Origin of the sequence: Pseudomonas capsici, from assembly GCF_017165765.1 — a bacterium.
GTDB lineage: Bacteria > Pseudomonadota > Gammaproteobacteria > Pseudomonadales > Pseudomonadaceae > Aquipseudomonas > Aquipseudomonas capsici.
Genome location: NZ_JAFGZD010000009.1, coordinates 146,704 through 159,667 on the forward strand (window position 1 = coordinate 146,704; position 12,964 = coordinate 159,667).

Consider the following 12,964-nt stretch of genomic DNA (forward strand, 5'->3'; position numbering starts at 1 on the left):
ATGCACGACATCGAACTGAGCGAAGAGCAGGTGATGATCCGCGACATGGCGCGGGATTTCGCCCGCAATGAAATCGCCCCTCATGCGCAGACCTGGGAAAAGGCTGGCTGGATAGACGATGCCCTGGTCGAAAAGCTCGGGGATCTGGGTTTGCTGGGCATGATCGTCCCCGAACAATGGGGCGGTACCTATCTCGATTACGTGGCCTATGCCCTGGCGGTCGAAGAGATCTCGGCGGCCGATGCCGCCACCGGCACGCTGATGAGCGTGCACAGTTCGGTGGGCTGCGGGCCGATCCTCAATTATGGCAATGAAGAACAGAAACAGACCTGGCTGGCGAAACTGGCCAGCGGCAAGGCCATCGGCTGTTTCTGCCTGACCGAACCCCATGCCGGTTCCGAAGCCCATAACCTGCGCACCCGGGCCGAGCTGCAGGGCGATCACTGGGTCATCAACGGCGCCAAGCAGTTCGTCAGCAATGGCAAGCGCGCCCATCTGGCGATCGTGTTTGCCGTCACAGATCCCGACCTCGGCAAGAAAGGCCTGTCGGCCTTTCTGGTGCCGACCGACAACGCGGGTTTTGTGGTTGATCACAGTGAGCACAAGATGGGGATTCGAGCCTCAGACACCTGCGCCGTGACCCTCGATAACTGCCGGATTCCAGCAGCCAACCTGTTGGGTGAACGAGGCAAGGGTCTGGCCATTGCCCTCTCCAACCTCGAAGGCGGACGCATCGGCATTGCAGCGCAGGCACTGGGTATCGCCCGCGCAGCGTTCGAGGCCGCGCTGGGCTATGCCCGCGAGCGTGTACAGTTCGATAAGCCGATCATCGAGCACCAGAGTGTGTCCAACATGCTCGCCGACATGCACACCCGCATCAATGCCGCACGGCTGCTGGTCCTGCATGCCGCCCGCCTGCGTAGCGCAGGCCTTGCATGCCTGTCCGAAGCCTCGCAGGCAAAACTGTTCGCCTCGGAGATGGCCGAGTGGGTCTGCTCCAGAGCGATACAGGTTCATGGCGGATACGGTTATCTGGAAGACTACCCCGTCGAACGCTATTACCGTGATGCCCGCATCACTCAGATCTACGAAGGCTCAAGCGAAATTCAACGCCTGCTGATTGCACGAGAGCTGCGCCACTATCTGACCTAGGCACAGTGCCAGGGGCATCCGGGGGCGAGTCCTGCACGCCCCCGCAAGCCCCCCTTGTCAGGTAAAGCGCTGACGCCCGATCAGGGATACCAGCAAGGCAACGGAATCGGCGTTGTTCAGTATGATATCGACGCGCTTCTGAGCATCGCGATAGAACACATCCCTGGCCTCCTCCAGAGTTTTCTTGCCTGCTATACGCAGGACGGCGCTTTTTGCCTCACCTCGCTTGAGGTCCTGCCAATCAGTGTCCTCTGCCTGCCTGAACAACTGATTGCGCTCGGTCTGGTAGGAAAGGGATTTCTGTTGCTGGATGATCTGTTCGTTCTTGACGCGCAACCGATAGCCCGGCGTATCCTCGAGCAGGTCGATGAAAGGCGCGTAGGAATCCACATAGGCAATGTCCTCGGTCCCGGCCACCATATGGGACAGTTCATGAATCAGAATCGTCGCCCGGTAATGATCGCCATAATTGAAACTCCCGGCCCTGATAACCGAGACCTTGAACCGGTAGCTAGGCACGCGGAAAAACTGCTCGGTGAGGAAGATCCTTTTCAAGGGGTCTTTGACAAAGACAAACGCCGTGGAGGCTTCATGCCCTCTCTTGTTGAACCCAACGATATAGCGCTGAGAGTCGACGGGTGACAATGACGGGGAAATAAGCTCTTCATAAACCTTGGTCACGACGTTCTTGATCGATGCATAAACCCGGGCATCCGGACGCCTGATATCAAAAAAACCGGCAACGATCCGCTCGACACGAGGATCGATGGCCCCCGGTTCCGATTGCAGCTTGAGGTTATCGAGGCAGTTTTCCAGGTAGCGGCGCGCCTGTGCATGTCCCTGTTCAATGCATTGCGCCCTGTCTCGATAGACCTGGCGGATCTCGTACATGCCGCGGGCATCGATGACCATCTGATCATTCGCTTCCTGCTCGACCTGAGAGCTTTTAGCCCGGGAGACCATACCTCCGCCGCCCTTGAGCCCGCCCTGCAACTGGAATTTCCAGCGCTGGTTCGTATCCAGCCTGATGGCTGGCCCTCTTTCGTCCTTGCTGACGACAAACCAGCCCTCAATGTCGAACCTCACCTGATAGAGCCTGCCCTCGACGGCTGCGTACTGGTTACCCGTCCTGGCATCTCTGGAAACGTTGAACACTTCATCCTGGTGCAATTCGTTCAATGCGACATCATGCACCTCGAAGGTACTCAACCGGCTCCGTATCTGCTCGGTAAGCGCATTATTGTTCCAGGAAAACTCGGGGAAGGAAGAAGGCTCCTCAGGCAGGATATTCTCCTCCTCGATCAGGTCGGGCAGCAGCCCCTTGTGCGGTTCCTGACGGACAGAAATCAATACACCGAGCCCCGTTACGAAATCCGACATTGCCTGCCCCCATCGGTGCTCGCCAAGAGAGATGACCGAGGAATGAAGCATAGTGCTACTCTGCCATACGCCCACCAGTGCGCCGAGACGACCGGGCATCAATGTCAATACCTGTTCGGCCACCAGACCGAACAGGTACTTCGAGGATGCGCTCTGGAACTCGCTATTGGTCACGCTTTGATGGCGCACCTCGAACTTGAAACCTTCCAGCAACTCGGGGCACAGGTACTCCAGCGCATTCCCCTTGACCGGCTCCAGACTGAAAGTTACGGGCAAAGGGCGCTCGAAGGGCAGACTCATCGAGTCCTCGACACTGAATGGCAGATGAGGCTCTTGAAAACCGCCATGGTCATAGATGTGACGCAGCAAGGGATCCATGCGATCGAGGACATACGTCTGGAAGCTTTCCGAACTGCATAGATCGGTCACCAGGGCCTTCTGGTCGGCATACTCCTTGAAGGTCCAGTCGTCGCAATACGGCGCATAGAGAATCCAGGGACCGGCCTGTGGTGGCTGAGGCGCAATCACATAGAGGCCTGAAACCCTGGTGGGATTCCAGCCGACAGGGGCAGGCAGAATCAATAAAGGACTCAGCACCACATTGCAGTCGCCAACCGGCAGACGGGCCACGCCATCGGGCATCTCGAATATCGCTTTGATAAAGGCATAGGCCTGGGCAGACAGCTTTTGCTTGAGCTTGAGGATAAATGCCTTCAGAACCTCCATGATCGGCACTTGCTCATTGAAGATTGTCTGCCGCAAGCCATAGGAGGAGCTCTGTTTGCTGAGCAGAGAATCCACCACCCGCCGGTAACTGGTGGCGACATCCAGTGAGTGCACCAGCTCTCGAAGATAGGCAACCGTAAACAGCTCGGTCAAAGGGCTACCGTCTTCGTTGGCGATGGAAAAGGTGCCATCCTGTATGGATGAGAATCGATTGAGGGCAAAATCGATGAGCGACTCGCTCATCTTTCGGGTGGCAACAGGCAGGCTTGATGGGGTCTGCCCCGGCATCGCGGGCGTAGGTGTATGTTGCGTCACTGTTACAACCAGTTTGTCGGGGTCCAGTTCGGACTCCGGGAAGTCAAGCGTAAACCTGGCGTTCAGTTTGTCTCGTACATAGCTACGAACATCGGGAACACCGAAGAGAAAATCCCTGGACTTGCCACAGGTGACATAGAAACGCTGTACCTGATTGACAAGGGTAACCAGGTCCTCGAGCGAAGCCTGGGTCACCCACAGAGGCGCGATCGCCTTGTAGATCATGACCTGAAGTGCCGCCCCCAGATCATTCACGGCCTGACGGCTTCCATCGTCGCGCTCGGTAATGGCAAGCACACTGCCAAACAGATCAGGCTTCAGGTCCCAGGTTATCGCCCGCTCGTAAATGAAGGAGACCGTCTCTCGCTGTCGCTGGTTTTCAGCTTTCTGCAGCGCATTGATCAAATGCCCGTCGACCACCTGGAGCATGACGCTGATACCTGATGTATCGAACAGCTCAATGTGATCGAGCAATATTTGTCTGTCTCTCCCGGACAAAAGCTCAAGCACATTCTCGATCCGGTCCATGCGTTTCAGACAAGCCAGCAGGTTATCCTTCAACTCCCGGAGCGACTTGAAATTCGTCAGGCCGTTCAACATCGTCCATAACACATAACGATCCGGCCTTTTGCGATTGAAGAGGACGAAAGCATTCGCCAGATAAATCGAGGGTTGATCAGAATCGTAATGCAGCGACAGCATGCAGACTTCGACCTTGTCGTCACCCAGCGAATCGCGCAAGGCAGGCAGTGGCCGGTCCATTACCTGCTGAACCATATTCAGGGCCGGCCCATCCAGCACTTCCAGATACCGTTCCAGAGAAAGCTCCAGACGCAGGGCATTCTCACGGGAATGAGCCGCCCATATGCCCGGATTTATCTGCGTGTTGCCTCGACGGCTCGGCAAATAGTAGAAATCGCGCTGCTGCTGGTCATAGCGCGCAGCGAAATCGCGCAGAGCCCACTGCAGAATCGACTCCAGTAACGCCAGCGGCAGGCGCTGTTCGGGCTGACTGACGAGGGGCTTGTCCTGGCCCTTCACTACCATGCCCGCCACCCCCCCCGAAAAACCGGGCCTGCTGATTCTTTCAAGCGCCAGGGAGAGCAGCCGGACCGCTTGCCCGCCCGCATCGGAATTCGATACCCAAAGAGCAGCGGCATCCATAGGCTCTCCACCGACAATGGCAAGGTAGCGATTGAGTGCCTGATGCACGCACGCCTCCACTCCGGGATGCAATTCAATCAGGCGTTCCATGCGCCGATCCAGATCCAGCATCTTGTCGGCCCAGGCCTTGAGCAAGGGGTAGTCGCAATCTCCCTGCTCGGTCGTCGTGGTCGCAGGCGAGTCTTTCCAGGACGAACCGAACTCCCTCTGCCCGGCCAGCCAGCGCCCCGAGCCGGACAGGCTCAACAGCCGCTTGTCCAGCAAGCCACGGATATCAAGCGCATCGTCGATCCGCACGGAGACCTTTTGATAAGCAATGGCCGGCAGGTCCAGGACATAGAGCAGATTGGCTTTCTGCAACCTGACGATCGACTTGACCAGTTCGGGAAACCACGGAGCCGTCAATGTATCCACACGCAGCTTGATATGGCCTTGCATTTCAATCAGCGAACGATCTTCCAGAGAGGCATAACCCGCCAGTTCGGCACGCCCCTGCAGACTGGAAAAATGCTCGGCGACCTTCTTTCTGTCGGCATAACGCCTGAATCCCTGTGCCCATGAAAACAGGTAGAGCATCATTTGCTGCCCGACCATGAATTCGATCAGAAAGACCCCTGCCAGTTTGACGGGCCCCTGATCGCCGATACTGACCGCGATCCTGCTGACCGTGAGCACCCCGTGGTCGGCAGCGACGCCGGAAGACTGCAGCAGTGGGCGCAGACAACGGAACTCATGGTCGCTCAGCGTACCTTGAGCGACGCTCGTCAACAGCGTTTGACGCACGGACTCGGCCAGCGCATGGGCCGCGAACTCCAGTACGGTCCGGCCATCGTCCATGACCTGGCTCCAATATTCGTCCAGCAATTTCCCGTACGTATCGGAAACCATAGACCTCACATCATTGAGCGCCTGGATATAGGGCTGAGCCTGGAGCGGATTCAGAATATGACCCTGCCGGTCCATGAACCTCATGGTCAGTCCTGGCCCCGGCTCTGTGCCTGCATATTTATGCAGGGCGATCTGGGCCAGTGTCTGGGTCCCGACCACCAGACTTTTCGGCATGTCGCGGTCGGAACGGTCTTCAACCAGGTGAACGGGATGATTGAAGACATCGATGCCATTACCGGGAACGGTCAGTGCAAGCCTTTGCTGCAATGCCTTGCCGAGTGCGGTTTGTAGCGAGGGAATCTGATGCAGTCGCCCGGACAGGTCGTCAAGGTGCTGAACCTGCTGCCGGACAATGGACTCCATGCTGGTTTCGAACAGCTCGCCTTCGATCAACTGGGCATCGATCTGCGGCACCCTCTCCCGAAGCTCCTCGAATCTTTGCTTGACCCCGACAACCATTGCTTCCCGGTTGACGAAACGCTCGACACCGAACAGCAAGGTGCTCAGGAAAACAGGCGCACGGCTGTCCAGCGGCTTGCTGATCAGCAAGGCTCCGGACAGTTCTGCGCTGGGTAAGGAACCGTTATCCATCACCAGGCTGTCGACACGCGGCAAAGGCCTGACGCTGTTCGTCTCCTCCACCAGTTGCCCCAGCCATTTCCCCTCATCGGCACTGATGCGGGACTGATCGACGGCTTCCTTGACGCTCTTTGCGAACCGAGCCTTGAGCGATTCGCTGAAAAAATAGGGATGTGCTGATGACATGTACCATTTCCTTTTCATGAAGCCTCGCAACACGCCGGATGACCGGGCGCGTGCGAGGAAAAGGAAACAGCTTATGGATGGCTTCGAACCACCTGCGTTACATAAAACAATTCATCGTCGGCGCTTGAAATCAATCCTCAGTCAGCGACGGAGGGCTTGAGATTTTTCACCACCCAGGCGGCGTAAGTATCGATGAAGGTCTGCAGAAACGGCCGCAGCTTCTCCGACAGGTTGCCGGCTTCATCGAAGAAAGTACCGGCATTGCCCAGATAGGATTCGGGCTGTTGCAGGCAGGGAACATCGAGAAACACCAGGGACTGGCGCAGATGATGATTGGCACCGAAACCGCCAATGGCACCGGGCGATGCACTGACCACCGCGCCGGGCTTGCCACTGAAGGCACTTTTCCCGTAGGGGCGCGAGCCTACGTCAATGGCATTCTTCAGCGCTCCCGGCACCGAGCGGTTGTACTCCGGTGTGACGAACAGCAGGCCGTCGGCAGCCGCGAGCCGTTCGCGAAATGCAGTGTAGGACGCAGGAGGCGAAGCCCCGTCGATATCCTCGTTGTACAGAGGCAGATCTGCGATCTCGACGATGTTCAGCTCCAGCGTATCGGGCGCCAGCTCTGCCAGTGCAAGTGCGATCTTACGGTTGATGGAGTCTTTTCTCAGACTGCCGACCAATACGGCGATGGAGTGAACCTGGCTCATGGAAATATCCGTCATCTGACTCAGTGAACCCTCAGGTATAGCCCAAGTCCCGGAGCGGATGCGAATGGAACGCCTTACTATTTTTTCCGGCTGGCCAAACTCACCTGTGAATCAGCGGTCTACAAGAGTCGCTGGACGCTTGATCCAGCGGTTATTTTCAGCTCCAGAGGTTACAAAGTAGATGGCTTCAGTTCTCGTCGGACAGTTTCATGCAAGAGATGCGGATGGCCGTATCTATCCGGTGCATGAATTCCAGGAATCACAGCCGGATCAGGCTAACGGCAAGGAGCCAGTAACCACCTATCGCCTGGCAATCGGCGACCGGGTCAACCATTTGGGCGGGGATGATTTTGAACTGGTCCAGACCGGCGTGAAGATGACTCGCATTCCCTGAAGTGCGCGCTCTTACTCTTCGCGAATGAGCGGAGCGCCGCCCGATTCGCTCCCACAGGGAATGTGGGAGATGGGCTTATTCGAAGATCAGATACCAGAAAATCGCCGTTTCACGGGTCTGCGGATCAATGCTGCGGTAACGCATGTGATCGAAACCGCCCACCACATAACCACACCGCTCATACAGCCTGCAGGCCGCCAGATTGTTGTTCTGGGTTTCGAGCATGATCCCCGGCAGATTGCGCTTGAGACTCCAGAACCGGGCGACATCCAGCAATGATCTGGCCACACCGCTGCGACGTGCCGACTCGTCCACCGCCAGTTCATCGATATGGGCAAAACCGTTCCAGTGCGTGCTGAGCACCACATGCCCTACCGCCCGCTCGCCCAGCCAGGCGACCAGCACCGTGCTGTCGGCGGCGTCACGGTAATCACAGAACTCCTGCGAGTCGATACCGTAATTCTTGAGATAGGGCTCTACGGCGTCGACAACCCAGGATTCGACACTCTGCCCGACGACCACCCGGGCATAGCCCTGCACCATGAAGGTGAATTCGCTGTTGAGGATATAGTCCTCGAAGCATTCGTCCGCGACACGAATGCTCAGTGAAGGATTGGTTACTGTCATCTCGGCACTGTCTTCAGGGGGCAAACCGTGAGCCGATCAGGACGAAGCCTGAGCCTTGGCTTCCTGCAACTGAGTCCATAACGCAGGCGCTCCTGCCGCCTTGGCGATGATCGCCAGCCGCGCTTCGTGCTCGGCCAGTTCGCTTTCGGTCGCACGAATGATGCGCGATGACTGGCGACCGGACAGGCGACGAATCTCACTGCCACGATTGGCGCTGCCGCCTCCCGAACCATCGCCATCGCTGGCGTTGCCAGCCAGGGAAAGACTGGTCTGCCCGCCCGTCATGGCCAGATAGACGTCAGCCAGGATCTCGGAGTCGAGCAATGCGCCGTGCAGTTCACGGCCCGAGTTGTCTACGCCATAGCGTTTGCACAAGGCATCGAGGCTGTTGCGCTGCCCGGGGTGACGCTCACGGGCCATCAGCAACGTATCGAGCACCGAGCAATGCTGGGTGATATCGGCTTTGTCCTGGGCGCCCATCAAGGCGAATTCGTTGTTGATGAAACCAACGTCGAACGCCGCGTTATGGATGATCAGGCGTGCGCCCTTGATGAACTCGAAGAACTCATCGGCAACTTCGGCAAAGCGCGGCTTGCCCACCAGAAACTCGTTGGTGATGCCGTGAACGCCAATCGCTCCCTCATCGCTCTCGCGGTCAGGTTGCAGATAGACATGAAAATGCCGCCCGGTCAGGCGGCGGCCAATCAGCTCGACGCAACCGATCTCGATGATGCGGTGGCCGTCGGTGACCGGCATACCGGTGGTTTCGGTATCGAGTACTACGGATCTGTTATCTGTGTTTTGCAATGACATTGACTGTTGCCTCGTCTACAGCCCGCAATATTAGCATGCTGCAAGGCCGCATGAGCCGCCTGGCTCATCCGCCATGCTTGATGCCGCGCACCTCATCCACGCCACGGTTGGCCAACTGGTCGGCACGCTCGTTGCCGGGATGGCCGATATGGCCACGCACCCATTGCCACTTCACGGTATGGCGACTGACCTGTTCGTCCAGTTGCTGCCAGAGGTCGGCATTCTTGACCGGCTCCTTGGCAGCGGTCTTCCAGCCGCGCTTCTTCCAGTTGGCCATCCACTCGGTGATGCCTTTCATGACGTATTGCGAATCCGTCACCAGGGTCACTTCGCAAGGACGCTTGAGCTCTTCCAGGCCACGAATGGCACCGGTCAGTTCCATGCGGTTATTGGTGGTATTGGCTTCGCCGCCCCACAACTCCTTTTCGACGCCCTTGTAGACGAGCAATGCCCCCCAGCCGCCAGGGCCGGGGTTGCCCTTGCAGGCGCCATCAGTGAAGAGTTCAACGCTTTCGCTCATTACAACCGTTCCAGAATCAAGAGGACTGTTCGGACAGTACGGCAAGGCCCGGCTCTCAAGGCTCCGGCGTGCTGCGGTTGACCTTGGCCATCGGCAGTGGAATCAGCTTGCCCATGGGTTCGCGCCGGACCTGACGCAAGGGACGCAAACCGACCACCAGTTTGCGGGCCACCAATAGATAGAAGCCTCCACCGGGGCTCTGCCGACCTTCACCGAGGCTTTCCAGCCCACTGAGGCGTGCCTGCCATGCCGCCGAAGAAAGAGGCGGACGATAACACCCGAAGCGCCGCTTCTCCAGCGCGAACCCCAGCAGGTTCAACCAGTCGGCGACCCGGGAAGGTGAAATGCAGCGCGCCTTGCGCAAGGCATCGCGGGCGAAGAAATGCCGCAAGCCCCAGGTGCTCCATGGGTTGATACCGATAATCAACAGGTGCCCGCCCGGCCTGACACTGCTGGCGGCCTCGCGCAGCAGGCCATGGGGCGAAAGGCAGAAATCCAGGCCGTGCTGCAGGACCACCACATCGGCGGCATGCTCGCTCAAGGGCCAGGCCTCTTCTTCGCAGACGATCTCGACCCCGGGCAGCGGCGCCCCGAGCCTGACATTGCGTTGCACCTGCTTCGCTACAGGCGGACTCTCGGCAGAAGGCCCGTAGTGCACCAGATAGCCACCGAAATAGCGCCCCAGCTCATCTTCGAGTACCCGGCGCTCCTCTTCGAGCAGCAGTTGCCCCAACGGTCCGGACAACCACGTGCGGGCGGCCTGGATCAAGGCAAGCCATTCGGGATCGGCCTGGGCGAACGCTTCATCGGTCATTTGGAGTCTCCTTAGGGTTCGCTTGCAGCCTTATCAAAGACTAGGCTTTGTACGAAATCTATCTGCGCTCGATGATGCTGCGTTAAAAACAGGCTCGGAATGCTCATTTACACCAGTAAAGTCGGGCGCGACTCCGACCGTTCCTCGCCTGTTTTTGCCTTGCCTCATCTTCGCTCGAAAACATTTCGTACAGAGCCTAAGATGCACCATTGTTTCCTGATGTGCGAACTGCGCCCATGATACAGATTCACGCCCTGCACGCTTTCAACGATAACTACATCTGGTTGTTACAAGACCTTTCCACCCAGCGCTGCGCCGTGGTCGACCCGGGTGACGCACAGCCGGTACTCGACTGGCTCGAGCAGAACCCCGGCTGGCAACTGACCGACATCCTGATCACTCACCATCACAACGACCATGTGGGCGGTGTCGTGCGTCTCAAGCAGGCCAGCGGTGCCCGCGTGCTCGGCCCTGCCACCGAAAACATCCCGGCCCGTGATGTCGCACTGGCAGACAATGACCGGGTATCGGTTCTGGGCCAGGATTTCGTGGTCCATGCCGTGCCGGGCCATACGCTGGGCCATATCGCCTTCTATCACCCTGACGCCACTGCTCCCGTGCTGTTCAGTGGCGACACGCTGTTCGCCGCTGGCTGCGGTCGCCTCTTCGAAGGGACGCCTCGGCAGATGCATGAGTCCCTGAGCCGGCTGGCGGCATTGCCCGACAGCACACTGATCTATTGCGCCCACGAGTACACCCTGAGCAATCTGCGTTTCGCCCAGGCCGTGGAGTCGGACAATCGCGATATTGCCGAGCGTCTGGCGCAAGTCAGCCAGTGGCGCAGTGAAAATCGCATCAGCCTGCCTTCCAATCTAGCTCTGGAACGACGCACCAACCCCTTTCTGAGGGTCGGGGAAACATCTGTTAAAGAAAAAGCGGACGAACGGAGCGGTCGTGAAAACCGCTTGCCGAGCGAGGTTTTTGCTAGCCTGAGGGCCTGGAAAGATACGTTCTAAAGTGCGCGCAATCGGCACGAAAATTCTGAAAGGTTGACCGCTGGGGGGACGCTTTCTAGAATCGCCCGACATTTTCGCCTGGAAGTCCCCCCCAGCCAATGTCGTCACTCACAAAAAAACCCTTCAATCCGGACGCATTGACTCGGCTGGCGCAGGCTGTGGCTGTAGCTGCGAGCGCCCTGCTGGCAGGCTGCCAGACCACCAGTCATGTGGAGCCCAGCAGCACTTACCGCACGTCCAACCTGGCTGCCAACATCAAGCAAAAACCCATCTTCATCACCCAGACGCCAAACCAGTCGGCACCGCCGCAGGATATCTGGGACCGGATGCGCCAGGGTTTCCAGCTGCAGCAGTACAACGACCCGAACCCGCGTATCGACCAGCAGCGTCTGTGGTTCGCCAACAACCCGTCCTTCCTGGAAAACGCGGGCGAGCGCGGCAGCCTCTACATGCATTACATCGTCGAGCGCCTGGAAGAACGCAACATGCCGCTCGAACTGGCCCTGCTGCCGGTGATCGAAAGCGCCTACAACCCGATGGCCATTTCCCGCAGTCAGGCGGTCGGCCTGTGGCAGTTCATCCCGTCCACCGGACGCTATTTCAACCTGCGCCAGACCAGCTTCTATGACGGTCGCCGCGACATCCAGGCGTCCACCGTGGCAGCCATGGATTACCTGACGCGCCTGCATGACATGTTCAACGGCGACTGGCTGCTGGCACTGGCAGCCTACAATGCCGGCGAAGGCACGGTCAGCCGCGCCATCGAACGCAACGAAAAGCTCGGCCTGCCAACGGACTACTGGAACCTGCCGCTGCCACAGGAAACACGTGACTACGTGCCCAAGCTGCTGGCGCTGTCCCAGGTGGTTCTGTCGCCCGATGCCTATGGCGTCAACCTGAACCCGATTGCCAACGAACCCTATTTCGAAGTCGTCGAACTCAACAAGCGTGTCGACCTGTCCAAGGTCGCCAGTCTGGCCAATATCGACGAAGACGAACTCATCCAGCTCAACCCGGCCTTCAAGAAGCGCCTGACCATCGACGGCCCTCAGCATTTGCTGGTGCCGACCTCCAAGGCACAACTGCTGACGGCCAGCCTGTCGGCCATGAAGCCCGAAGAACTGACCGCCTGGCAACCTTACCGCGTGCGCCGTGGCGATACGCTGGAAAGCCTTGCCAGTCGTTATCAGGTCACCGTCAGCTCGATCAAGAGCAACAACAGGCTGGAAGGCAACAGACTCAGGGCAGGTCAGTCCCTGAACATTCCGGTTCAGCCGGGCATGAAGTCTTCGCAACCGGTGTTCGAGGAACTGGCCAGCAACGACAAGCCGTCCAGTGGCCGCAGCTACAAGGTCAGGAGTGGCGACAACCTGTCGAGCATCGCGCAGGCACACAAGGTCGATGTCGTAGAGCTGCAACGCTGGAACAAGCTTTCCGGCAACAAGCTCAAGATCGGCCAGACGCTGATCGTACAGGGTGGCAAGGCCGATAACACGGCAACCGCCAGTGCCGAGCCCGGCGAAAAGAAATCCATGCAGTACAAGATCCAGAAAGGTGACTCGATGTATCTGGTCGCCAAGCGCTTCAACGTCGACATGAAGCATCTCAAGCGCTGGAACCCGCGTACCGGTCAGGCCCTCAAACCCGGCCAGACCCTGACTGTCTACCTGCCTCATTGAT

General features: G+C 58.4%; 10 protein-coding genes. 4 read left to right on the forward strand and 6 right to left on the reverse strand.

Translation table 11 applies throughout. The features are described from left to right. Window positions 1–1,152 carry an acyl-CoA dehydrogenase family protein gene (locus JSY17_RS14730; RefSeq protein WP_206402206.1) on the forward strand — a complete coding sequence of 384 codons (1,152 nt, stop codon included), beginning with the start codon at window positions 1–3 and terminating at the stop codon, window positions 1,150–1,152. Between the two features lie 57 nt (window positions 1,153–1,209). Here the strand turns inward: JSY17_RS14730 and JSY17_RS14735 are convergent, their stop codons facing one another. Together JSY17_RS14735 and JSY17_RS14740 are read right to left on the reverse strand one after the other, a co-directional pair. Beyond that, a complete protein-coding gene (locus JSY17_RS14735) occupies window positions 1,210–6,390 on the reverse strand; it encodes a dermonecrotic toxin domain-containing protein (protein WP_206402207.1) in 5,181 nt (1,726 codons plus the stop codon). A 137-nt stretch (window positions 6,391–6,527) separates the two neighbouring features. Next, window positions 6,528–7,100 carry an NADPH-dependent FMN reductase gene (locus JSY17_RS14740; protein WP_117183024.1) on the reverse strand — a complete coding sequence of 191 codons (573 nt, stop codon included), beginning with the start codon at window positions 7,098–7,100 and terminating at the stop codon, window positions 6,528–6,530. A 181-nt stretch (window positions 7,101–7,281) separates the two neighbouring features. On the opposite strand from JSY17_RS14740, the gene JSY17_RS14745 reads away from it, so the two are divergent. Further along, window positions 7,282–7,494 (forward strand): hypothetical protein, encoded by a 213-nt coding sequence (locus JSY17_RS14745; protein WP_117183025.1) that lies wholly within the window; start codon window positions 7,282–7,284, stop codon window positions 7,492–7,494. A gap of 75 nt (window positions 7,495–7,569) precedes the next feature. Here JSY17_RS14745 and JSY17_RS14750 read toward each other — a convergent pair whose 3' ends face one another. From JSY17_RS14750 to JSY17_RS14765, 4 genes are all read right to left on the reverse strand, one after another. Continuing rightward, window positions 7,570–8,121, reverse strand: coding sequence for a GNAT family N-acetyltransferase (locus JSY17_RS14750; protein ID WP_117183026.1), 552 nt, complete (start codon window positions 8,119–8,121; stop codon window positions 7,570–7,572). Window positions 8,122–8,157: 36 nt separating this feature from the next. Then, on the reverse strand, window positions 8,158–8,934 hold the full coding sequence (gene dnaQ, locus JSY17_RS14755) for a DNA polymerase III subunit epsilon (RefSeq protein WP_201015568.1): 777 nt from the start codon (window positions 8,932–8,934) through the stop codon (window positions 8,158–8,160). A gap of 64 nt (window positions 8,935–8,998) precedes the next feature. Then, entirely contained in the window at window positions 8,999–9,454 is a 456-nt protein-coding gene (rnhA, locus tag JSY17_RS14760) for a ribonuclease HI (protein WP_117165319.1), read from the reverse strand. Between the two features lie 55 nt (window positions 9,455–9,509). Further along, window positions 9,510–10,268, reverse strand: coding sequence for a class I SAM-dependent methyltransferase (locus JSY17_RS14765; protein WP_117165318.1), 759 nt, complete (start codon window positions 10,266–10,268; stop codon window positions 9,510–9,512). Between the two features lie 236 nt (window positions 10,269–10,504). Here JSY17_RS14765 and gloB point away from each other — a divergent pair, with 236 nt between their 5' ends. After that, window positions 10,505–11,284, forward strand: coding sequence for a hydroxyacylglutathione hydrolase (gloB, locus tag JSY17_RS14770; protein WP_122372592.1), 780 nt, complete (start codon window positions 10,505–10,507; stop codon window positions 11,282–11,284). A gap of 98 nt (window positions 11,285–11,382) precedes the next feature. Further along, window positions 11,383–12,963, forward strand: coding sequence for a lytic transglycosylase (locus tag JSY17_RS14775; protein WP_122372591.1), 1,581 nt, complete (start codon window positions 11,383–11,385; stop codon window positions 12,961–12,963). The last annotated feature ends 1 nt before the right edge of the window (window position 12,964 follow it).